The organism is Paraburkholderia domus (genome assembly GCF_905220705.1).
In the GTDB taxonomy this organism is placed as follows: Bacteria; Pseudomonadota; Gammaproteobacteria; order Burkholderiales; family Burkholderiaceae; genus Paraburkholderia; species Paraburkholderia domus.
The window spans coordinates 177586-201126 of record NZ_CAJNAT010000005.1 but is presented as its reverse complement, the minus strand read 5'-3'; the positions used below and the strand labels follow the sequence as shown (position 1 = coordinate 201126).

At 62.3% G+C, this 23541-nt stretch carries 18 protein-coding genes; 7 read left to right on the top strand and 11 right to left on the bottom strand.

Features of this window, described 5'->3' with window-relative positions; genetic code table 11:
* Window positions 1–97: 97 nt before the first annotated feature.
* Window positions 98–3877, bottom strand: a complete 3780-nt coding sequence (locus KHO31_RS12745; RefSeq protein WP_211623447.1) for a DUF748 domain-containing protein — start codon at window positions 3875–3877, stop codon at window positions 98–100.
* 253 nt (window positions 3878–4130) lie between these two features.
* Complete coding sequence (locus KHO31_RS12740) at window positions 4131–5549, bottom strand: DUF1254 domain-containing protein (protein ID WP_201077274.1); 1419 nt, start codon at window positions 5547–5549, stop codon at window positions 4131–4133.
* A gap of 295 nt (window positions 5550–5844) precedes the next feature.
* On the opposite strand from KHO31_RS12740, the gene KHO31_RS12735 reads away from it, so the two are divergent.
* From KHO31_RS12735 to KHO31_RS12725, 3 genes are all read left to right on the top strand, one after another.
* Window positions 5845–6516, top strand: a complete 672-nt coding sequence (locus tag KHO31_RS12735; protein WP_201077272.1) for an FMN-binding negative transcriptional regulator — start codon at window positions 5845–5847, stop codon at window positions 6514–6516.
* Between the two features lie 231 nt (window positions 6517–6747).
* Window positions 6748–9387 carry a heavy metal translocating P-type ATPase gene (locus KHO31_RS12730; RefSeq protein WP_211623445.1) on the top strand — a complete coding sequence of 880 codons (2640 nt, stop codon included), beginning with the start codon at window positions 6748–6750 and terminating at the stop codon, window positions 9385–9387.
* A 139-nt stretch (window positions 9388–9526) separates the two neighbouring features.
* Window positions 9527–11500: a methyl-accepting chemotaxis protein gene (locus tag KHO31_RS12725; RefSeq protein WP_211623443.1), complete on the top strand. Its 1974-nt coding sequence runs from the start codon at window positions 9527–9529 to the stop codon at window positions 11498–11500.
* 72 nt (window positions 11501–11572) lie between these two features.
* Here the strand turns inward: KHO31_RS12725 and KHO31_RS12720 are convergent, their stop codons facing one another.
* The gene (locus tag KHO31_RS12720; protein ID WP_201139108.1) at window positions 11573–12226 is read right to left on the bottom strand and encodes a glutathione S-transferase family protein; all 654 of its coding nucleotides are present in this window, start codon (window positions 12224–12226) and stop codon (window positions 11573–11575) included.
* A 219-nt stretch (window positions 12227–12445) separates the two neighbouring features.
* On the opposite strand from KHO31_RS12720, the gene KHO31_RS12715 reads away from it, so the two are divergent.
* Complete coding sequence (locus tag KHO31_RS12715; RefSeq protein ID WP_211623441.1) at window positions 12446–13897, top strand: polyhydroxyalkanoate depolymerase; 1452 nt, start codon at window positions 12446–12448, stop codon at window positions 13895–13897.
* A gap of 138 nt (window positions 13898–14035) precedes the next feature.
* On the opposite strand, the gene KHO31_RS12710 is transcribed toward KHO31_RS12715, so the two are convergent.
* Both KHO31_RS12710 and KHO31_RS12705 read right to left on the bottom strand, forming a co-directional pair.
* The gene (locus KHO31_RS12710; protein WP_201077248.1) at window positions 14036–14470 is read right to left on the bottom strand and encodes a cupin domain-containing protein; all 435 of its coding nucleotides are present in this window, start codon (window positions 14468–14470) and stop codon (window positions 14036–14038) included.
* A gap of 170 nt (window positions 14471–14640) precedes the next feature.
* Window positions 14641–15252: a flavin reductase family protein gene (locus KHO31_RS12705; protein WP_201077246.1), complete on the bottom strand. Its 612-nt coding sequence runs from the start codon at window positions 15250–15252 to the stop codon at window positions 14641–14643.
* A 279-nt stretch (window positions 15253–15531) separates the two neighbouring features.
* Here KHO31_RS12705 and KHO31_RS12700 point away from each other — a divergent pair, with 279 nt between their 5' ends.
* Complete coding sequence (locus tag KHO31_RS12700) at window positions 15532–15927, top strand: helix-turn-helix transcriptional regulator (protein ID WP_201077244.1); 396 nt, start codon at window positions 15532–15534, stop codon at window positions 15925–15927.
* A 2-nt stretch (window positions 15928–15929) separates the two neighbouring features.
* On the top strand, window positions 15930–17282 hold the full coding sequence (locus KHO31_RS12695; protein ID WP_201077242.1) for a type II toxin-antitoxin system HipA family toxin: 1353 nt from the start codon (window positions 15930–15932) through the stop codon (window positions 17280–17282).
* Window positions 17283–17287: 5 nt separating this feature from the next.
* On the opposite strand, the gene KHO31_RS12690 is transcribed toward KHO31_RS12695, so the two are convergent.
* The 5 genes from KHO31_RS12690 to KHO31_RS12670 form a co-directional block, all read right to left on the bottom strand.
* A complete protein-coding gene (locus KHO31_RS12690; RefSeq protein ID WP_201077240.1) occupies window positions 17288–18241 on the bottom strand; it encodes a 3-hydroxyacyl-CoA dehydrogenase family protein in 954 nt (317 codons plus the stop codon).
* A gap of 109 nt (window positions 18242–18350) precedes the next feature.
* Window positions 18351–18656: a hypothetical protein gene (locus KHO31_RS12685; protein ID WP_201140965.1), complete on the bottom strand. Its 306-nt coding sequence runs from the start codon at window positions 18654–18656 to the stop codon at window positions 18351–18353.
* 435 nt (window positions 18657–19091) lie between these two features.
* Window positions 19092–19250 (bottom strand): hypothetical protein, encoded by a 159-nt coding sequence (locus tag KHO31_RS12680; RefSeq protein WP_201077236.1) that lies wholly within the window; start codon window positions 19248–19250, stop codon window positions 19092–19094.
* A 305-nt stretch (window positions 19251–19555) separates the two neighbouring features.
* The gene (locus KHO31_RS12675; RefSeq protein ID WP_201085167.1) at window positions 19556–20923 is read right to left on the bottom strand and encodes a hypothetical protein; all 1368 of its coding nucleotides are present in this window, start codon (window positions 20921–20923) and stop codon (window positions 19556–19558) included.
* A 132-nt stretch (window positions 20924–21055) separates the two neighbouring features.
* The gene (locus tag KHO31_RS12670) at window positions 21056–21742 is read right to left on the bottom strand and encodes an MgtC/SapB family protein (protein ID WP_201077232.1); all 687 of its coding nucleotides are present in this window, start codon (window positions 21740–21742) and stop codon (window positions 21056–21058) included.
* A gap of 153 nt (window positions 21743–21895) precedes the next feature.
* On the opposite strand from KHO31_RS12670, the gene KHO31_RS12665 reads away from it, so the two are divergent.
* Window positions 21896–23005, top strand: coding sequence for an AGE family epimerase/isomerase (locus KHO31_RS12665; RefSeq protein WP_211623439.1), 1110 nt, complete (start codon window positions 21896–21898; stop codon window positions 23003–23005).
* A gap of 51 nt (window positions 23006–23056) precedes the next feature.
* On the opposite strand, the gene KHO31_RS12660 is transcribed toward KHO31_RS12665, so the two are convergent.
* Window positions 23057–23332 (bottom strand): hypothetical protein, encoded by a 276-nt coding sequence (locus tag KHO31_RS12660; protein ID WP_201077228.1) that lies wholly within the window; start codon window positions 23330–23332, stop codon window positions 23057–23059.
* Window positions 23333–23541 lie beyond the last annotated feature (209 nt).

The window sequence follows — 23541 nt, the reverse complement described above, 5'->3', positions numbered from 1 at the left end:
GCTGCGGCGCAGCGGTGCGTCCACAACGCAATACGCCACATCGCGTCACGAAGGCAGCGCGACGACTGCGAACCGGCTCGCATTGCAACGCAACACGTCACTTCAACCCAAAGTCCACCCGCGTCGTCGCGCCCTTGTCTTTGATGCCATCCGCGTTCAGCTTCGGCGCGACGATAAACACGCGGCTGCTATCGATCTTGCCCTCGAAATACTGCTGCACGGCTTGCGCCCGTTGCTGCGCGAGCTGACGCAGGCTGGCGTCGTCGATTGGAGCGTTGGCGGCCATCGCGGCCTTCATCTCGTCGTCCGGCAGGCTCTTGGTCAAGCCGACAAAATTGCGCGGCTTCTTGAAGTCGCCCGCCTTGTAGGCCTTGGTCAAGTACTTGTCGTATTCCTTCGGATCCACGGTGACGGTTGACAGATCGACGCTCTCACCATTGCCCACCACGTCCTTGATCTTCTGCTGCTTGACCTGGCGTTCGACGTATTGCGCCCGCAGGCCCGGTTCGTCGATCGCCGGATCGACGCGGCCAATCAGATCGATACGGATCGAACTCTTGTCGGCCAGCGCCTTCACGATGGTGTCGAGCTTCTTGTCGGCGGCATCCGAAAGTTTCGCCGAACCCGGATCGAATTCGACATAGCCCAATTCCTCGCCATTGCCGCCAAACGCATTGGCGATCAGCGAGAACGGTGCAGTGACGGCCTTCTCCAGCAGATTGAGCACAGCATGCCAGATGAGCCCGCCGATGCTGAACTCCGGATTCGACAACGAACCCGACACCGGCAGATTCACGTCGATTTCACCGCGCGAGTTTTTCAGCAGCGAGATCGCGAGACGAACCGGCAGCTTGGTGGCCGTATTGTTCTCGACGTGATCGCCGAACGTGAGCTGATCAATGAAAATATGATTGTTCGCGTTCAACTGATCGTTATCGAGCTTGTAGTGCAGATCGACGTTCAGCTTGCCCTTGGTGATCGGATAGCCGGCGTATTTCGCCGAATACGGCGTGAGGTTGGTCAGCTCGATATCGTGTGCGCTCGCCGTCAAATCGAGCGCCGGCTTCGCGATGAGCGGATTGACCGTGCCGCGAATCGACAGCGGACCATTGGCCGCCACCTTCGCGGCGATGTCGACGGGCGCAGGGGTGGTCGATTGCGTGCCGAACGCGCCGACCGTGCCCTGAATGCCGACGAGGTTCGCGGTGAAGTTCGGTTTGATGAAGTTGTCGGTGTAGTTCACGCGGCCCTGCTGCAGCACAAGTTGGCCGAAGTGCAGTTTGACGGGGCTTTGCGGCGGTGTTGCGGCCGTGACCGTGGCCGGGGTTGCCGACGACGCCGGCACCGGTGCGGACGCCACTACCGGCGCAGAAGGGGCCGACGCAGCTTGCGGCGTCAGCGGCACGGGTTCGGAGCCGCTCTTGTCGCGTGTCAGCGATTGCGCGGCGCCGCTTTCATGCGCGACCACGTCCTTGAGATTCAGCTTGCCTTGCGCGTCGAGCAGCACACGCCCATAGAACTTCGTGAACGTCACGCGGCCCGCGTCGACCACCGTGCCGTGTTCGTCATAGTCGGCCTTCAGGTTGGTCAGCGCGAGCGAACCCCATCCTGCGAACGGGTCCGAGGTCGCCTTGTCGATCATCCGAACTTCGACAAGCGCCACGTCGCCGCGATACGTCGCCTTGAGCGCCTTCGCCTGACTCAGTGCGAGGTCGCCGTTCGCGTTGAGCAACGCGCTCGCGATCAGTGCATTCAGCTTGCTGCCGAAGTACGGTTCGAAAGCCGCCGCATCCAGGCGGTTCGCATTGACCTTGACGGCCACCTTGAGCGGCGTCGCCGTGACATCACCCTTTATGCCGAGCGTGCCTTTCTTGTTGAGCGTGGCTTGCAGATCGACCGGCAGCGGCTTACTCAGATCGTCGCTGATCTGCTGCACCTTCAGTTGCAGCGGCGTCACGCTTAGCTTCACCGGCTGCGGTGTAGTGTTGTCGGTGAAATTCGCGGTCGCGTCTTTCAGGTTGAGTTCGCCAATCTTGTAGTGCCACGCGGGCCCTTCCGCTTGCGCCTTCTTCACCGCGTGGATCGCCGTGCGCCGCTGCTCAGCCTGATGCGGACCAGCGAGGGCGGCGAGGTCGATGCTGCCGTCTTTCAGACGCTGCGCATTGACTACCAGCCCTGTCGTGTCGACGCCGGTGATATTGGCAGTGCGCCCCGCGAGGTCCACCTGCTTGACCGTCACCTGGCCTTGCGTGAGCGAGACCACGGGCGTCTTGCTGCCGCGCACCGCGAGTTTGAGCGATTGCAAATCGAGTTGCGTGTCGGTGACCATCACGGCGGTCGGCGACTTCGACCAGTTCGCATCGAGGTTCGCGGTGGCAGAAAGCGCGCCGTCCACCACTTGTGCGGCGGTCGCGGTGTCGATATACGGTTGCAGCAAGGGCAACTTCAATGACTTCAGATCGAGCTTTGCGTTGGCGGTCTTCGCGACGAGACCAAACGTGCCGGCCACACCGAGCGAGCCGCCGGCGTCCTTGAAGTCGGTATTGAGCGTGTAATGCGCGGGAGCGGTAGCGAGCGTCGAGAAATCGGTCAGCGTGACAGCCAGTTTCTGCAGGCCAGCGTCGACGGGGCGCGAGGCCGCTTCATCGTGAACGTTCACGGAGCCGTCGTTAAGCGAGAAACGCTTGATCGACAGGTCGAGAGGCTGTGCGGTTTTGTCCGTGGCGCTTGTTCCGGATGCCGCGACGGGCGCGCTCGCAGCGTTTTCAGCCGTTGTGGCCGCAGCCGGCGCAGACGCTGCCTTAGCAGGCGCAGGCGCGAACATCCGCTCGACACTCAACACGCCTTCTTTATCACGCGCGAGATTGGCGCTTGGCGCGTCGATGCGGATATCGTCGATGTGATACAGGCTCTTCAACGGCTCCAGTGTCGCGGCAGCCACATGTACCGCGCGCGCCGCGAAGAACGGCGCCTTGCTCTGATCGCGCACGTCCACATCGTTCAGATCGACGGTGCCCGCCACGCGCAACGAGGGCGTGTCGTTGGACATCACGAAATTGAGCTTGAGGTCAGTGGACAGCTTGCCGCTCTGCACAATCACGGGCAGCTTGGTCGGCGCATAGGACAAGAGCTGCGGCACGTCGAGCCCGTCAAAGCGCAACGACACTTCCGATTCGCGCGACGCAGCAAACGGCTTGGTCTTACCGTCAATGGCAAGCGGGCTGCCGTCAATGCGCGCACGCAGCAACGGCTCCACAAAGATGTCGGTTTTCGAAGGCAGCGTGGCGATAAACGGAATACCGAGCTTCCATTGATCGATCACGTGCGTTGCGCCGAGCAATTTGTCGTCGAACGTGATCTGGCCGTTTTCCAGGCGAATGTTCGACACCGAGAACAGCGTCGGCTTGCTATCGGGCTTGGCCGGCTGCTTCGAGAATTTCTCGATCAGATCGGTGAAATTGAAACGCTGCGCATCGTAGCGAACGATATGAAAGCGTGGCGAATCGAGTTGCACCTCGTCGATAATCGGCGCCGCGCGAAACAGCGAGCTCCACGACGGCTTCACAATGAGCCGTGAAATATCGACAAAATCGCCCGCACCACCCCGCTCGCCGATATGCACGCGATCGGCTTCGAGTTTAAGTGTGTACGGATTGAGCGCAATGCGGCCGATCGTGGCAGGCCGGTCGAGTTGTTTGCTGAGTTGCTGCTCGGCGATGTGGCGAATCAACGGCGGCGCCGCGAAAAAGCCCAGCAGACCGAATAATACGAGGAAGATCAGCAGGCCCGTGATGACACGCCGGGTGCGGCGTGACTGCGCGACGTCGCGCACGGTCTGGATGGAAGATGCGAGTGATACTTTATTGAGGCTTGCCATGCTCGGTCTTGGGTAATGCGGCGGCAAGCCCGCCGCGAAAACGAAAATCCCGCATGCGGCAGTATAAGTGGTGAAACTTACCCGGGATAGAAATGTAAGTCGCGACTTACACTTTGTTTCGCGCTACAGCGCTTTATGTCTGCCAGCACGAAGCTGGCAGACATGGGCTGATTTATGCGTTACTCATTCATTACTGTCACAGCAGTGACGCATTTCACTAATGCATTCAATGAATGCATTCCATTGGCGGACTTCACTGACGCATCACCGCCGGCGGTTGCCAGCTGCCGTCGGTAGCTTGCGGCTTCGGCGCGTACAGACGCAGCACCAGTTGCAGATCGGCGCGCGGCGCCGGCAGCCAGTTGCCGCTCTTGCCGCGTGTCGACGACACCGTCACGTCGAGCGAGCCGTCGCGATTGCGGCGTGCGCCATTGCGATCGCCGACCGCCAGACGCGCGGGCGCGCTTTCCCCTAACGCGCCGTCTTTCGTATAGGCGGTGATCGACCAGAAGCCACGCACCGGCGGCAACTGGTTCGGCGCGAAGTGAATCACGTAGCGGTTGGCGCCATTGAGCGCATGACCGTCGCTGTCCTGGGCGACGACCGCGCGTACTTCATCGTCCTTCGTGCCGATGCCCGGTTGGGTCGCCGCAGCGTAGGCGCGCATTGCGTAGTCGGGACCGTAGTTGCCCACGCCGTCGCCGAACCAGCTCCAGCCATTGCCGTTCAGCAGATTGGACGGCGGCGTGACGACGCGCTGGTGGCCGTCGGCCAGACCCGCGGCGATCGCCTCGGGCGCGTTCGGCAGCTTCACCGGATCGCCAGGCGTTACGCCGAAGTCAGACAGGATTTTCAGTGCGTGCGGATCGGCCGGTGTCGGCGGATTTTCCGGCAATGCCTGCGCAAGCCGGCTAAAGAAGGCATTCGCGTCGAGCGCGGCGACTTGCGCGGCCGGCGTACCGGAAGCAGCAGCGGCGGCATCGGCGGCATTGCTGTGGGGCGGCGTAATCGATGCCGAGCGTGTGTCGCCGGCATACACGCTCAGCGGCGCGACGCGGATAGCGCGCTGAAGCTTGCGCACCGTCGTCAGATCGCGGGTGCCGTTCGACTGGATGCGAACGCTCACCCAGGCGTTGCGGGTCGGCACGTCGACGCGCTTCACGCCTTTGGGCAGATCGCCTTGCCAGCCTGGGCCGACGAAGGCAATCGTTTGCGCCTTGATGCCTGCGGCGCGGGTAGCGAACTGTGAGCTGGTCGACCACACCACGTTGGTCCACATGTCGAGCACGCGGGCGTCGACGTAGCGCCCGTGCGAATCGGGCAGCGACACGATCACCGGCTCGCTGCCGACATCCAGCCAGCCGGTCGAGTCGAGCGTGTCGAGACTCGGCTGCAGCGGATTGGCCGCGCCGATCGGCGGCAACGCCTGCGCGTGGCGCAGCGTATTGACCGGTGCCTGGCCCGGATCGGTGCCGACCGCCGCGTCGCGCGCGACGCCCATCAGCACCAGCGGATAGCCGAATACATACGAATCGGCAACTTCGTCTTTGATCCAGCCAGTGGTTTTTTGCGTCGTTGACGAAGTCGACGCACAACCAGCCAGAAACGCGAGGCCTGCGAGCGATGCGCAGGTCCAGTGAAACGAAAACAGTTCTTGGCGATTTTTTATCATTCGTTCAGGTGGCAGAACGTGCAGGCCTAAGGGAGACGTCGGTGCGCAGCGGAACCTGTTTGCGTGGCCTCCCTAAGCCCAGCGCAGCCAGGCCGCGGCTGGCGATTCCGACAACTTCGGGTTGTATCGTATCCTTGCTCACCAGGCAAGCGCAAAGGCAGGAATAGCGCTTTGCAATGCGCGCGCGGACACAATTTAGCGTACGGTTGACGATTTTTGCCACTTCCGCGCCGGTTCTTGTCCTGCTGACTGCTCTTCCCGACTACTCGCCGCCTTTTTGTATCCGGAGCGTTTTATGTACATGCCCGCCCACTTTGAAGAGAACCGTCCAGAGGTTCTCCACCGTCTGATCGCCGAGCAGCCGTTCGGCGCGCTGATTACCCACGGGCCGAACGGGTTCGATGCGAATCATTTGCCGTTCGAGTTCGACGCAAAGCTAGTCCCCGGAGGGGATGACGCGGCACCTGCCCAAACCCACGGCATCCTCCGCGCCCACGTCGCCCGAGCCAATCCCGTCTGGCAAGAAGTCGCCGCCAACCCGGAAACCCTCGTCATTTTCCAGGGCCCGGCCGCCTACATCTCGCCGACCTGGTATCCGAGCAAGCACGAGACGCATCGTCAGGTGCCGACTTACAACTATATGGTGGTGCACGCCCACGGCCGGATCCTCGTGCGCGACGACGAGGCGTTCGTACGCGGCCTGGTCGCTCGGCTCACCCGCAAGATGGAAGCAGGCGAACCGGTGCCGTGGAAGATGGGCGACGCGCCAGCCGACTATATCGCCCAGATGTTGGGGGCGATCGTCGGCCTCGAGATCGAGGTCACGCGACTGGTCGGCAAATGGAAACTCGGCCAGAACAAGGAAGCCGCCGACCGGCGCGGCGCGGCTGAAGCCCTGCTGGCGCGAGAGAGCGACGGGCAGAAGGCCGTTGGCCAAGCGATGCTGGACGCGCCGCCGGCATTCTGAGTCTTTTGCTCATCAACCGTAGCGCGACGCAGTTGCCAGTTCCCTGGCTCCGTAGCTGGCGGCACGAGCCGGATCGGCTGGCCGACATCCGGTGCGCTTTCGGCAACGCGTTGTTGTGGCGCGTTTGGCGGCGTATCAATGCGCCACAACAACATCCTTGACCTTCCCATCATGGGAAGGTCAATACTGGGTTCATAACGCGGCCCGATGCCGCTACGAGCCTTAGCTACCATGACCGAACTTGCCACGCCACAGCGTCCCGCGGACGCTACGCCCTCCAGAACCACCGAACTCGACATTGGCGGGATGACCTGCACCTCGTGCGCGATGCGTGTGGAGAAGGCGCTCGCCAAAGTGCCGGGCGTCACGCGCGCGTCGGTGAATCTCGCCACTGAAAAAGCCAGCGTCGATAGCGAGACTGCTGTCGACCCCGAAACGCTCGCGAGCGCCGTGCGCAAAGCAGGCTACGAAGCCACGCCGTCGGCGCGGCCGGACATCGCACCGGTGCAAATATCGCACGCCACGGAACTGGCAATCGGTGGAATGACTTGCGCCTCGTGCGCGATGCGCGTCGAGAAAGCGCTTGCGAAGGTGCCGGGCGTCGCCAGCGTGTCTGTGAATCTGGCGACCGAAACCGCGACCGTCAATCCAGGCGACGCAGGCGCAGGTGCCGACACCGATGCGCTAATCGCGGCCGTCAAGAAAGCGGGCTACGAGGCGACGCTGATGGCGCCGCCCGACGCACCGGCGTCGGCCGGGAATGCCGCCCTTGCCGCCACTGCCGACAGCAAACACCAACAAGCCCGCCGCGAACTGGCCGCGGTGCTCGCCTCCGCCGTGCTGACGCTGCCACTCGTTCTGCCAATGGTCGGCGAATGGTTCGGCTTGCACGCGATGCTTTCGCCCTGGCTGCAATTCGCCCTCGCCTCGATCGTGCAGTTCGTGTTCGGTGCGCGCTTCTATCGCGCGGCCTACCGTGCGGTGCGGGCCGGCGCCGGGAACATGGATTTGCTGGTGGCGCTCGGCACGTCAGCGGCTTATGGAATCAGCGTCTATGAACTGGCGACCCATCCGGGCGACATGATGCATCTGTACTTCGAAGCATCGGCGGTGGTGATTACGCTGGTGCGCTTCGGCAAGTGGCTCGAGGCGCGCGCCAAGCGCCAGACCACGGATGCGATCCGCGCGCTCAACGCGCTGCGCCCCGACCGCGCGCGAATCCGCGTCGGCACGGACGAACGCGAAGTGCCGCTTGCGCAAGTGCGGGTCGGCACGGTGGTAATCGTGCGTCCCGGCGAGCAAGTGCCGGTTGACGGCGCGGTGCTCGAAGGCCGCACCCATATCGACGAATCGCTGATTACCGGCGAAAGCCTGCCGGTACCCAAGCAGGTAGCCGATCCTGTCACCGCCGGTTCGATCAACGGCGAAGGCGCGATTGCGGTCACGACTACCGCGATCGGCGCGGAGACGACCCTCGCGCGAATCATCCGCCTCGTGGAAAGCGCGCAGGCCGAGAAGGCGCCGATCCAAAGGCTGGTCGACCGCGTCAGCGAGATCTTCGTGCCTGCGATTCTGGCGATTGCGGCGCTCACGCTAATGGGTTGGCTGATCGCCGGCGCGGGTGGCGAAACCGCGATTCTGAACGCGGTCGCTGTGCTGGTAATCGCCTGCCCGTGCGCGCTTGGACTGGCGACGCCCGCGGCCATCATGGCCGGCACCGGCGTCGCGGCCCGGCATGGCGTGCTGATCAAGGACGCCGAGGCGCTGGAGACCGCGCATCGCGTGGATATCGTCGCGTTCGATAAAACCGGCACGCTGACGCTTGGGCAACCGTCGGTGACGGCGTTCGAGGCGATCGGCGGCATCGAGCACGACGAAGCGTTGGCGCTCGCCGCGGCCGTGCAAAGGCACAGCGATCACCCGTTGGCACGGGCAGTCGTGAAGGCGCATGACGCGGCACAGGCGCGCGGTCTGCGAGAAGAATCGTCAGCGAATGGTGGTGTTGGGGTAACGGGCGATAGCGCGTTAGGCGCTTCGGCGTCCATTGCGGTAGCAAAGGTCGCGACGAAGTCACCGGTTGCGACACTCACGGCAAGCGCGGCACGCGCCGTACCCGGGCGCGGCGTGGAAGCGGACATAAACGGCCGCACCCTGGCGCTCGGCAGCACGCGCTGGCTCAACGAACTCGGCATCCAGCTGCCACCGCAACTCACCGAGCGCGCAAAACAGCTCGAAGCGGCGGGCAACACCGTCTCCTGGCTGATGCAGCGCGCACCGCTTGCGCCCGCCGCGCTCGCACTGATCGCCTTCGGCGACACCGTCAAACCGACCGCCCGTGCGGCCGTCGAACGGCTCGCCCAAATGGGCATCAAGAGCGTGCTCGTCACGGGCGACAACCGAGGCAGCGCAGCGAGCGTCGCCGAGGCGCTCGGCATTGCCGAATTCCACGCGGAAGTCCTGCCTGACGACAAGGCCAACGTGATCCGCGACCTGAAGATCCGCAGTGCCGGTATCGTCGCGATGGTGGGCGACGGCATCAACGACGCCCCGGCGCTCGCCGCCGCCGACATCGGCATCGCGATGGCGACCGGTACCGACGTCGCGATGCAGGCGGCCGGCATCACGCTGATGCGCGGCGACCCGGCGCTGGTGGCCGACGCCATCGACATTTCGCGCAGAACCTGGCGCAAGATCCAGCAGAACCTGTTCTGGGCGTTCGTCTACAACCTGATCGGCATTCCGCTTGCCGCCTTCGGCTTGCTGAACCCGATGCTGGCCGGCGCGGCGATGGCGTTTTCGAGCGTAAGCGTCGTCACCAATGCGCTACTGCTGCGCACCTGGCGCGGCGGGTCAGCACGATCGCCACGTTGACGATATATACGTCGCTATATTACGTAATGCTTTCAAATGCGCTAAAGATATGGGCAAATCGGCCGTAATCCTGACATAGGTGTAAACCATGCATCCGCATGGTTTGCGCGTCACATGTCTCTCCTTACTCCGAACGCCCATGGAATTTCTCTCTTTGCGCCGCGCCAGCGTTGGCGCCCGGCTTGCCGTGTTGTCGTGCGCGCTGGTGGCATTGATTTTCGCCGCTTTTACGTGGGCGCTCACGCGCAGCGCCGGCGAGCAGGTCAGCGATCAGGTGCTCGAACGCGTCGCCGATAAGGACCGCTCGATCGCCGCCATGATCACGCTGTTCGACAAGGCGCTGTCGTCCGAAGTCGATCGCTCGATGTCGCTATTCGCGAGCTTTCTGCCCACCGGCTACACGCTCGACGACACCCAGAAAGTCGACGTCAACGGCGTCGCCACCCCGACCATCAAGGCCGGCGACAAAGTCCTGAACATGGACTTCTCGATTCCCGATCAGTTTCTCGAACGCAGCGGCGCGGTTGCCACCGTGTTCGCACGCAGCGGCGACGATTTCGTCCGCGTGACGACTTCGCTGAAAAAACAGGACGGCTCGCGCGCGATCGGCACGCTGCTCGACCGCAAAGCGCCGGCGTATGCGCTGATCATGGCGAACAAGTCCTATACGGGACTTGCCACGCTCTTTGGCAAACGTCTGATTACGCAATACCGCCCGGTTACGGACGCGAGCGGTCGCGTGATCGGCGCGCTGTTCGTGGGCGTGAACGTGGACAAGGAGATCCAGTCGGTCGAAGACGGTATCAGCAAACTGAAAATCGGCGACAGCGGTTACTACTTCGTGCTCGATGCGTCGAAGGGCGAGGATCGCGGCAAGCTGATCGTGCATCCGGCCGCCGCCGGCCAGAAAGCGGACGAGGCGAACGCGCCGTATCAGCAAATGCTCGACATGAAGGAAGGTCAACTCGAATTCAGTTCCGCCGACGCAGCGCTGGGCGAGCGCAACGCGCGCGACAAATTCGTGTCGTTCATCACCGTGCCGCAGTGGCAATGGCTGGTGGGCGGCATCGCGCCGCGTGACGAGGTGATGGCCGACGTCGTCACGACGCGCGATGAATTCCTGCTGATCGGTTTCGCGCTGGTCGGCGCGTTCGCGATCGTGTTCCTGATCGCCGTGCGCCGCCTCGTGAGCCGTCCACTCGACGAAGCCGCGAAGGCGTCCGAGCGCTTCGCCTCCGGCGATCTGAGCGTGCGCGTGGCGAAGGGTGCGAATGCGCGTGCCGATGAAATCGGCCGCCTGATGCAGTCGATCGACGGCATCGGCGAAGGCCTCGCACGCATCGTTTCGCAAGTGCGCAATGCGTCGACGGATATGTCGGAAGGCACTGAAAAGATCGCCACTGGCAGCGGCAATATTGCCGCGCGTATTGCCACGCAGGCGAGCAGCCTCGAAGAAACGGCGGCCAGCATGGAAGAGATCACGTCGACCGTGCAGCAGAACGCCGACCACGCCGCCCAGGCCAACACGCTCGTCACGAATGCCGCCGATGCCGCGCTCGAAGGCGGCCGCGCCGTGGAGCGCGTGGTTTCGACGATGGGCGAGATCAGCCGCTCGTCGCAGAAGATCGCCGAGATCACCAGCGTGATCGAAGGCATCGCTTTCCAGACCAATATCCTTGCATTGAACGCTGCTGTCGAAGCGGCACGCGCCGGCGAGCACGGCAAGGGCTTTGCGGTGGTGGCGTCGGAAGTACGCGCGCTCGCGCAGCGCAGCGCGGCTTCGGTGAAGGAGATCGAGGAGCTGATCTCCGCCTCCACGGCGACCGTTCAAAGCGGCTTCCGGATCGCTGAAGAGGCCAGCTCGACGATGCAGGGCATCGTTCACCAGGTCGGCCAGGTGCGCGCGATCATGGCGGAGATCAGCGTTGCGTCGCGCGAGCAATCGGGTGGCATCGAGCAGGTCAACCTTGCCGTCACGCAGATCGGTGAGGCGACCCAGCAGAATGCGACGATCGTCGGCGAGGCGGAACTCGCCGCGACTGAATTGCGCGATCAGGCTGCGCGGCTTGCGCAGGTGGTGAGCGTGTTCAAGCTGGAAGCCGGGCGGGATTGAGGCGTAGCTTTCGTAAAGGCGCGGCGCCTGCTGCCGCGCCGGCAGCGCTAACGGCGCCGCCACGCGCAGTCATCAAAACTCCACGTCCAGTTCGTCGATCTCCTCCACTTCCTGCTGCGCGTCTGCGATCCACTGCTGCATTTCAGGCAGTGCCATGATGCGCTGCCCGTATTCGACAATCTCCGGATCCAGCTTCACGTCGTAGGTGACGAAACGCGTTACTACCGGCGCGTACATCGCATCTGCCGCGCTACGCTCGCCGAACAGAAACGGGCCGCCGTACTGCTTCAGGCACTCGCTCCAGATCGTCACGATGCGATCGATATCCGATTGCGCCCGCGCCCACACCTTGAAGCCCGGAAAATGCGCCTTCAGGTTCATCGGCAAAGCCGAGCGCAGCGAACCAAATCCCGAATGCATCTCGCCGCAAATCGAGCGGCAATGCGCTCGCGCGCGGACGTCTTTGGGCAATAGCGCCGCTTCCGGCTTCAGTTCGTTCAGGTATTCGGCAATCGCCATGGTGTCCCAGATCTTGATGCCGTCGTGAAAGAGACACGGCACCAGGATCGACGGCGACAGCAGTAACAATTCGGCGCGCGCAGCGGGATCGTCGATCGGCATCACGATCTCTTCGAAAGGCAGGCCGCTGAATTTGGTCAGCAGCCAGCCGCGCAGCGACCACGATGAATAATTCTTGCTGCTGATGGTGAGCGTGGTATTCGCCATACGATTCTCCTCCATATGAGGCGCTCATCCGACGCCTGACGATGCGCATGCACGTTGCCGTGCGCGGGCGCACCAAAGCGCGGCAATTTCAGCCCGTTCCCATGACTCGCGCAAATGCTATGCCAACGTGCGGGGACGGCCGCGTCAGTGCGAGCGCATGATTGGCACATGACTTGCCTCTATTCGGGCTCCTTCCTTTCCTGCACTCGTGCGAAGGTTATGAACCTGTTCGCATATCCCACATACCAGGCTTTCGCCGACGTAATGCTGCCGATGCGGCACGGCGCAGCGCTGGTGAATCATTCGCTCGACGCCTGGCCCGCGTTCGGCGAGACGTCGCATGGACGCTCGATACGCGCGGCCTGCGAGTTGTTGACGCTCGCCGGACTCACGCCTGTGAGGCCGCCTTTCGGTATCGATAGCGTGGTGACGGAAGGCAATCCCGTGCAGATCGTCGAGGAAATCGCCGCGCACACGCCGTTCTGTTCGCTGTTGCATTTCCGTAAGAACGCCACGCTTTCGCATCCGCAACCGCGCGTGCTGGTAATCGCGCCCATGTCCGGCCACTTCGCGACGTTGCTGCGCGGCACCGTGCTCACGATGCTGGCGGAGCACGACGTCTACATCACCGATTGGCACAACCCGCGCGACGTCCCGCTGAGCCAGGGCCGTTTCGGCTTCAACGAATTCGTGCAGCATGTGATCGACTTCACGGAGACGATCGGGCCGGGTGCGCATCTGCTGGCGGTGTGCCAGCCGACGGTCGCCGCTTTGGCCGCGGTCGCGCTGATGGCTGCGGACGACAACCCCGCGCAGCCCGCCAGCATGACGCTGATGGCGGGCCCGCTCGACACGCGCATCAATCCGACGCGCGTCAACGAACTGGCCAAGAGCAAGCCGATCGAGTGGTTCGAGCAGAACCTGATCAGCGCGGTACCGTTCGGTTTCGCGGGCGCGCACCGTCGCGTGTATCCTGGCTTCGTGCAACTGACCGCGTTTATGTCGATGAACCTCGGCCGCCATCTCGACTCGTTCGAGACCATGCATTACGAACGCGCCAAAGGCGATCCGGCGAAGGCCGACACGATCCACACTTTCTACGAAGAATACTTCGCGACAATGGATCTGACGGCCGATTTCTATCTGGAGACCGTCGATACGGTTTTTCAGCGGCACGCGTTGCCGTTGCATGAGCTCGAAGTAGAGGGGCGGCTGGTAGAGCCTTCGAAGATCCGCCGCACGGCGCTGCTGACCGTTGAGGGCGAAAAGGACGATATCTGCGCGGTTGGGCAGACGCTCGCGGCGCAGGATATGTGCGACAAGTTGCGGCCGTATCTGAAGACGCATCATGTGCAGACCGGTGTGGGGCACTATGGCGTGTTCAATGGACATCGGTGGGAGCGGCAGATTTATCCGCGCGTACGGGCGGTGATTTACGACAACGAGCCGCGCGCGGTGGTGGTGAGTTCGCGGGCGCGGACTATCAAGCCGGTATCGGTGGCCGCGGCTTCTGAGGTGATACCAGCTGCGCCTGCTGCTGCGGCGGTGGTTGAAGTCGAGATAGATACCAGCGCCGCGACTGCCACGCCGAACGGAGCTGGCTCCGGAGGCGCCGCCAAGCCTCAGCAGGCGTCACCGGCGCCGCGACGACGGCCACCCGCGACGCAATAAGCTGTTCGTCTTCTCGGGTAGCCGCATGCGCGAACGTCGCCGTTTCTTCAGGCGGCCGCATGCGCCGATGACTCGGCAGCTCTCTGTGCATGCCGCATGCGGCCTCGTTATGCGGGCGCCGTGGCGCAGTTCCGCTGGTCAAGCGGGGACGCTCTTCCACGGCTGCACCGCCGGCACTTCGCACGGACCTTCGACTTCAATCGATTTGAAATCGGCCGGCGAAACAATTTCGATGTACTCCATATCTTCTGAGTAATCGAACAGATAGTGGACGATGCCCGGCGCCTGATGTACACAATCGCCGGCGGCAACGAGCGTCTCCTTGTCGCCATACATAAAGCGCGCCCAGCCCTTCAACATGATCACAATGTGGAAATCGGCCTCATGACGGTGCCAGCCGGTGCCTTGCTCTGGTGCGTGATTCGCTTTGACGAGTTGCGCGAGTACCTTGCCGCCGGTTGCTTGCGCGATGCCTAAATCCCGGTAAAGAAAAAAGTCGCGTAGGCCCTGATCCACGTAGGACGTGTCTTGCGGACGGACATGGCTGAACTGCGTGGCGAATTCGGTGGACATGATCGCGCTCCTCTTGAGTGAGCCGGCAGTTGAAAACGACGCGTTGGAGCGTCGGTTGCAAGCATCAAGCGGGCCAGTTTGCGGGGATCCGGCTTTGCGTGTCGTGGAGGCGATCAGATAGGTGCCGCGCCGCATTGCGCGGCGCGAGGTGCTTCAAACGCTTTGGGTGCTTATGCGGTCGGGCGGAACATCTGGAACATCTCGCCGATTTGCGCGTAGTCCGCGCGGTAGCCGGCACGCATGATCGGCTGCGCGGCGTGGGTGTCGAACAGGCCGTCTTTCAGATAGGTCTCGTTGATGTGGACGCCGACCACTTGCCCCAGCGACAGGTAGTTGTCCATTGGCTTGCCGTCGAGCGTATGCAGACGGACCACTTGCAGCAGCTTGCATTCGAGCGCGGCCGGCGATTCGGCGACATGCGGCACGGCAACGTTGCGGCCCGGCGCCGGTGTAAGACCGGCGAGTTCGAATTCGTCGACGTGGGATGGAACTGGCGCTGAGGAGCGGTTCATCTGCTCGGCGAGCGGCTTGGAGGCGAGATTCCAGACGAATTCGCCGGTCGCTTCGATGTTGGCGACGCTGTCTTTACGGCCCTCACTGCAGAAGCCAATGATCGGCGGGAAGCTGGCGAACGCGCCGAAGAAGCTGTAGGGCGCCAAGTTCAGGGTGCCGTCGGTGGCGCGTGAGGAAATCCAGCCGATCAGGCGTGGGGCGACGATGGCCTTGAACGGGTCATGCGGGAGGCCGTGACCGGCAGCGGGGTCGTAGAAGTAGTGGGACATGGTTTGTGTTGGGGTTTGCGGGTGAGGCGGGAGGTATTTATACCGCAGACGCGCTGGAGGTGCTGGAGGTGCTGGAGGTGCTAGGGACGAGAGTGAAGCGGACTACGGCTATTCGCGCTTCCGGGAATTCCTGTTCATCGGTTGGCTTCGCGCTCCATCTTAACAGGCTTTAAGTTGTAAATTACACATACAGCCTATAGACTGTTTATTTTATTTACAGTTTATTGACTGTATTTATATGTTACAATCCAAAGACTGTACGAGCCTGAAGAAAATCCGATGGATTACGCTATCAAGACGCTAAGTCAGCTCCGCCCCATTCTGCTGGGCTTTCGCAAGTCCGCGGGACTCACACAAGCTGCACTGGCCGAATTGCTAGGCATCACGCAGCAAAGCTACGCGCAACTGGAAGCCAATCCGGCATCGGCAAGCGTCGAGCGGCTCTTTAAGGTCATGCGCTTGCTGAACGTGGAGTTGCATATGAGTCAGGCGTCGTCCGCGCCCGGCAATAAACCCGTGCAGGCCGAGACGCCGAAACTTCAACGACACGTCCCCGCCGCCAAGAAAGCGAAATCTCCGTCGGTCGCCAACCGCTCAGGCCGAACTCAGAAGGCGTCGAGTTCGAAGCAACCCCTTGGGGCAATCACGACCAAAAAGAAACGGGAAAACTGGTAATCATGGCGCGCCGCTCTCAGACACAACGACTCAACATCTGGATGAACGGCCTGCCCGTCGGCTACTGGGAAAAAGCACGGGACGGGGACCGCCTGAGTTATCTCGACGAGTGGATCGAAGACGAACAGGGGCGCCCCCTTTCCCTATCGATGCCGTTCACGCCCGGGAATCAACCTTACCGTGGCGATGTGGTCAGCGCATTCTTCGACAATTTGCTTCCCGATAGCGATGCGATCCGCCGGCGATTAGCTCAACGGCATCGCACGGGCAGCACGAACGCATTCGATCTGCTGGTGGCGCTTGGCCGGGACTGCGTCGGTGCAATCCAACTACTCCCGCCCAACGAGCAACCCACCGATCTCTACGATATCTCTGGGACGCCGTTATCCGGGCCGCAGATCGCGCTGCTGCTGCGCAATGCCACCTCAGCGGCGCCGCTCGGCCAACACGATAGCGTTGCGGATCTGAGGTTATCGATTGCCGGCGCGCAGGAGAAAACGGCGCTGCTGCGCCACGATGAGCAGTGGATCTACCCGACTGGCAGCACGCCGACCACGCATATTTTCAAACTCCCGCTCGGCCTGGTTGGGAACATGCAGGCGGACATGCGGACCTCGATCGAGAACGAATGGCTGTGCTCGAAAATCGTATCGGCGTATGGACTCCCCGCTGCGAACTGCGAGATTGCAACGTTCGAGAATCAGAAAGCGCTCGTGGTCAAGCGTTTCGACCGTAGGCTGTCGAGCGACGCGAGCTGGATCGTGCGCCTTCCGCAGGAAGACATGTGCCAGGCCACTGGACGGCCCTCACATCTGAAGTACCAAGCCGACGGTGGGCCGGGCATCGCCGAGATCATGGACGTGTTGCTCGGCTCGGAAAACGCGGATCTGGATCGGCGGCAGTTCTTCAAGACTCAACTTGTGTTCTGGCTATTGGCAGCAACGGATGGGCATGCGAAGAACTTCAGCATTTTTCATCTGCCGGGCGGGATGTACCGGTCGACGCCGCTTTATGACGTGCTCTCCGCCCATCCGATCATTGGCCCCGGGCGGAATCAGATCGCGCGTCAGAAGGTAAAAATGGCGATGGCCGTTCGCGGTAGTACCAATCACTATCTGATCGACAAGATTCAGCGGCGGCACTGGATCGAACTGGCACGACAGGTTGGCTTGGGAAGTGAGACGGCGCAAGACATCATCGCTGAAGTGGTGGACGCAACCGATCATGTGATTAATGCAGTGAGCGATCAGGTCCCTTCGAGATTTCCTGACGGATTGACGGAATCGATTCTGGGTGGGATTGAGAAGCAGCGTGATAGGTTGGCGGCGACGGCGAGTGTCTCGTCTGCCGCGTAACGCCATTAACCGCGACTAATCACCCGCTTGCGGCCTTCCTTGACTCGCGCCAGATGAGCGTCGTCCCAATCATAAAAACCCGCGCCACTGCGCACGCCGACGCGCCCCGCGTTCACCTGCGCACGCAGCAGATCGAGCACGTCTTCGTCTTTGGCGAGTTCCGGCATCAGATGCGTGGAGATGTCGAGGAAGGTGTCCAGGCCGCCCATGTCCGCGCCCTCGAGCGGCCCGACGATCCCCCACCGGCGCCCGAGCGACGCCTTCATGACCCGATCGACTACATCAGGCGTTGCCGCTCCCGAGCGCACGATGTTCAACGCCTCGCGCAGCACCGCGAACTGCAGCCGGTTACCGACAAAACCCGGAATCGCCTTCGCCAGCACCACCGGCTCCATGCCGATCGCGCTCATCAACGCAGCGGTCTGCTCAGTGACTTCCGGCGCGGTCTCTGTGCCCGGCACGACTTCGACGAGCGGGATCATGTGCGGCGGATTCCAGAAATGCGCGATCAAAAAACGCTCCTTCGCGCGCAACGGAGCAACCAGTTGATCGGGCGGAAAGCCGCTGGTGTTGCTCGCGAGGATTGCGTCGTCAGCCATCAACTCAGCCAGCGACGCATATAGTCGATGCTTCAACTCGAGCACCTCGGGAATCGCCTCGATCACGAATTGCGCCGACGCCATGACGTCGAGTTGCGCATGCGTCTCGATGCGTGCGAGCGCCGCCTGTTTGGCGGCGTGGTCGATGCGTCCGGCGTCGATCAGTTCGTCGAGCACCGCTTCCGCCTTCGGCGCAACGCTCGCGAGGCGCGCCGGGTCGACGTCGTGAACGATCGTCCGGTGCCCGTGCAAGGCGCTTTGCGTTGCAATGCCAACGCCCATCAACCCCGTACCCACTACGCCAATCACTGCCTTGTCCACGCCGCTCTCCTGCTGCCTTCGATGAAAGCTTTGAAGCATAGCGCAGCGTGTCCGTTTTCAAGACCGAACGTGACAAAGCCGGTCTTCCGTGAGGAAGGACCGGCTTTGTGGACTTCACGCCGCGTCATGCGGCGCAGTCATCCGCGCATTAGTAGCGCGGGGGCGGCGGGCGATGGTCGTCGCCGTGATGATGCGGATCGTAGTCGCGCGGATGATGACGCATCCAGTCGTCGTGCTCCCAGTAGCGATGGCCGTCGTAGTAACGATCGCCATGCCAGCCGATGTTGATCGACACATCCACCGGCATCATGTGCGGCTGACCGTAAACCGCCGGTCCCGGACCATGCTCGACGACCACCCGTTCCTGGGCGAAAGCGCTGCCGGCTGCGAGCAACGCGCCGCCCGCCAGCAAGGTTGCAACAATCGAACGCGATGTCTTGTTAAAGGTTTTCATAGTGACCTCCCATACAAAGTTTTGTGTCAAGCCAGCGCCCGTGTTCAGTCAACATCGAACCGCGATTTGGGGTTCGGACCAGACGCCGTACGCTTGAGACCAACTTTAGCGGTGCAAACCGCATGAAGACGTGAGCACTTGTAAGGACACGTTTCATAGAAAGGGACTGATGAATAGCGGCCTTTTCGGCGTTCGCCGCCCATCTACAGCGCATGCGAGGTCGATCGCCGGAACGGCACGACGGCACCGTGTCAGCCGCCGTTACATTCATTTCGGCCGGGAAATATTCGGAAAGACTGGGAATTGAGCGGTAACCGCACCAAAAACAAAAGCCACGGCACGCGTTTCGCGGGCGGTGGCTTCAATGATGCGAGGCGCACTCGAGGTGCGCGCCCATGCGCGGTGGTCTGCGCTCAGGCTGTACTACTTTGCTTTTTAGTCGCTCAGCTTGATGCCGAACAACGTAGATTGCGCTTTGCGCATGCGCTCTGCTTCGGCGCTGCGGGCTGCATACGAGTAGTCCGAATCCAGCGGCAGATGGGGCGACGCAAAGAGGTCGCTGACCTTTTGGAACAATGCAAAAATGAAGCTCATGGCGACTCCCGGTTGGTTACTGCATTTGCTAGGGTTTTCCCTTAAGAAGCATTATAGGGTTTTCCCTAGGCAAAAGCTAGTGCGATGCAGCAATTTCTCGGGTGTGGTGTGTTGCCACAGGGTTTTTATCCATGGTGCGTCGCATCATGACAACGTCCCTGTTTTTTATATTTCGGGGTCAAAAGGTTCCGCTGACTGAAGCGCGGCCGACTGCGGCTCCCCGCTGCGGGCGGGTTTCGCGCTCGCCAGCGTCGGCAAAACAAACCGCCGCGGCCAGCGAACGCCGGCGCGGCGGTCACTGAAACTCAGTGCGAGTTGGCTGCTTTCGGCTTGTGCGCGTGCTTTGCTCGCGCGCCACCTTTGCCATGAGCGGGCGTGGCCGCGGCTGGCTGAGGCGCCGCACTTGCAGCTGCGTCAGAAGCCGCATTGGCCGCCGCCGCGTTGGCCATCGCTATGTGCGTGTCGAGCAGGCTGGCCATGGCGGCCTGCTGGTTCTGCATCATCTGTTCGATACGGTGCTGCTGGGCAGTCGTTTCACGCGTCAGGCGCATCAGGAGCACTGTCTGCGTGATGCCGATCGCGACCGTCATGAGCAACGCGCCCACCACGATCGACAGCATCCATTTCATGCGGCGCGAATGGTCGGTCGCGGCGATGCGTTGATCGGCGATCACGCCATATAGGGCGTCGACGGTATCGGCGAAGGCCGTCGCACGCGCACGGTCGAGTTCAGGCGCGGCACGCAGCGCTGCCGCGGCAGCTTCGGCGCGTTGAGCTTCCCGGAATGAGGGTGCAGCGAAAGCGCCGTTTGCATGCGCGAATGAAGAAGCGGACGCAGATGCAGACGTATTGCCAGACGCGTTGGCGGCCGGCTTCGGTTCAACAGTAACCGCGCCAGACTCAGACCCGAACCCAGACTCCGACGAAGACGGCGCCGAAACCGTTCCCGCATCCGCGGTTTCGGTGCCGGCCGCTTCTCGCGAAGCCGTCGTCGCCTTGGCAAAGGTCGCCGCAAAGCGCTGCGGCGGCATAGGCGGCTTCGCACCGCCCGAAGTCGACGCAACCGTTGTCTCGATCGCGGTGGCACCCGGCTCAGCCGCCTGGCGCAGCGCGGTCACGCTGCGCGCCACGGTAGCCGCCGCCATGGCAGGCGTGAGCGGCACGGCTGCGTCACGTGCCGATGCCGCCGGCTTCTCTTCGGCCGGCGCGTCTGCTGCCGCGGTCACATCCCCGAAAGCCAGCTCGCCAACAGGCGACGCCGTGCCCTCCACAGCTTCGGTCTCCAACCCGCTCAATTGCGCATTCACCTGCACGGGTTCGTCGGATTTCACAGCACGAGGCGCGCGGCGCGCCGCCCTCGCCTCCAGCGAAACGCCATCGGCATCGATCGCACCAACCGCTGCCAGCACGACATCGGGTAATTCGAAGCCATGGAGCGTGCCTTGCCGCACGTCGATGTTCATCGCTTCGAGCGTGGCACGGGTGGGATCGTCAGGGAACAGATCGAGCGTGCTGTCGTCACGTGAGGCATCGCTCAGTTGCGCGAGACGTTGTGCCGAGCGCGCGGCGCGCGCCAGCTTGTTTTCAGTTTCGGTCGAGACGGTGGCCTGACGCCGCTTCTTCGAAGCGGCGCGCGGAGGCCGGGACTGCGTGGATGCTGCGGAATCTGCCATAGAGAAAAAAGCGGTCGTCGCCGGAAAGCGGGCGCCGAGCACCGCTCGTCAAAGCCATTGGAATTTTTCGAGACCGCATTGTCGCATGGCCGCCCGCCCCTGCCGAAGCCATTCGCAGACGTTTTTCCGTTTTTAAGACGACACCTCGTCCTGCCGGAACTGCCTGACGCCGTGCAGTTGACGCAAGCGTGCGCAGATCGCTTCATATTCGGTATTCGACACGCGGTGCAACGTGATCATCACTTCATCGCACTCCGGCGCGTCATCGCTTTGCTGCATCACGAATTGCTTGACGCGCGGGCTCGCGGCGCCGAGTTCGTCGTGTAGCGAATGGAAGGTCATGGCGCCGCGCTCGACGATCATCGTCAGTTGGCGCCGTTGCTTCACCGTGATGAAGCGGCGCTCGAGCGGTTTGATCCCGGCGAGGATGATCAGAATGATGATGGTCGCGGCGATCGACGCCGTATACAACCCACCGCCGACCGCCAGCCCAATCGCTGCGACTGACCAGAGGCTTGCCGCCGTCGTCAGCCCGCGCACGATTTCGCCGCGCAGCAGGATCGAGCCCGCGCCGAGAAAGCCGATGCCGGAGACCACCTGCGCGGCCATCCGGGACGGGTCGAGCACGACGTGATCGCCCGACAGTACTTCGGCAAAACCGTAGGCCGACACGATCATGATTAGCGTCGAACCGACGCAGACCAGCATATGCGTGCGCAACCCCGCGGCCCATGAGAGCCGTTCGCGCTCGAAGCCAATCACGCTGCCGAGCGCAGCGGCCAGCACCAGACGGGAAATGAGCTCAAGGTTCCCCAACATTGTTTTTCCTCCTTATCTGAAATTTATTTGAAGCGTATTCAGCACTTATGACGGAGTGCCAGCGGCAGCCGTTTGCTTTATGCTTGACCGCACGCCGCAGCGAGAGCCCAAGTCCGCAGGCGTTTCGAATGACTGCGTTTGACCAACCGAACTATGCAGACCATGACCCCTTCCGCCGCTTCGACGATCACTCCCGCCACCACACTGCGTGATCACTTCACTCGTGTGGTACTGCCGCTGTGGCGCGGACCCGGTTTCAACACCGCGCTGAAGCTGCCGTTCGAAGCGGTCAGCGCCGAGGGTCATGAGCCGTTGCCCGCGGAGCGCTATCGGGCGATGGCGTGCGCGCGCCAATTGTTCGTGTTCTCGCAAGCAGGCGATGCGACGCATGCCAAGGTGCTGTTCGATTCGCTGATGCACACCTTTCAGGACACGCGCCACGGCGGATGGTTCTATAGCGTGGATGCGCAGGGCGCACCGCTCGACACCACCAAAGACCTGTACACGCATGCGTTCGTGGTGTTCGCCTGCGCGGAATACGGTGCCCGTTCCGGCAACCGCGACGCGCTGGAAGCCGTGCATCGCACGTCGGCACTGATTCAGTCGCGCTTCGCTGCCGAGGCCGACCTGTTCAACGCCGCACTCACAGCGGACTTCGCCAGCGTGACCGGCACGCCGATCCAGAATCCCCTGATGCACCTGACCGAAGCCTGGCTCGCCGCCCGTGACGCCACGCGCGACAGCGCCTTCGACGCCGCGTTGCGACGTCTTGCCGGCGCCGTTGCGCATCACTTCGTGCATGCGCCGACCGGCTGCATCGCCGAATTGCCGATTGGCTCGGACGACAATCGTCTGGAACCGGGACACCAGTTCGAATGGTTCTGGCTGGTCAAGCAGGCGGGCGCGTTGTTCGAAGCGTCAGGCCTCGACGAATCGCTGACACGCGCGTTCAGCTTCGCGCAGCAATATGGCGTGGACCCGCAAACGGGCGGCGTGTGCGCCTCGCTCGACGAAACCGGACGAATCAAGGATGCCACCCAGCGGATCTGGGCTCAGACCGAATATCTGCGCGCCCTGGCGAGCCATGGCGACCCCGCTGCGCTCGCCGCGCTGCCGCGGCAAATCGAGCTTTTCCGGCAGCGCTTCCTGCGTCCGCAAGGCTGGTTCGAGTGCAAAACAGCGGCCGGTGAAGTCGCGCGTGCCGACATGCCGTCGACCACGCCCTATCACCTCGCGACCGCTTATGACGCGTTGCCGGGCTAAGCGCCGGCCGTCTTGCCAGAGATCGGCGTTACAAGCCGACTGGCCGGTCAATCAATATTCTTCGCGTTGCCAAGGTCCCCAATCGGCGTCGGCAGTTTTAAATCGCGTGTAGGTCGCGCTTTGTCCGGTGGGAGTTTCCGATGTGTCGCCGTGCGGCTTTTTATCGGTGGTGTGAAGGGCGAAAGCCTGGTGGTCGTCGGTATCGACCGTGATACGGCCAACCGGGTCCGGAGCGTCTTCTTGAGGTAATTTCGACTCCAGTATCGCGAGATAGGGGGTCAAACGACTCCAGAACGAGGTGAGTTCTTCTTGCTGATAATGTGTCAATGTTTTTCCTGGACGTGTAATACAAGCAGTTTACCCTACCGGCTGGGGCACCCCTCCAAAATGGTTTCTGGGCCCCAAAAGGGCCCCATCAGGGGAATACCCGAATACTTGTTGATTGGCGTCCATCATAAAGACGTGATACAACTCGTACTTCGCGCTCGATCTCGTGTTGAGAAATAGCGGTCGCGAATGCAACACACAACATTTAC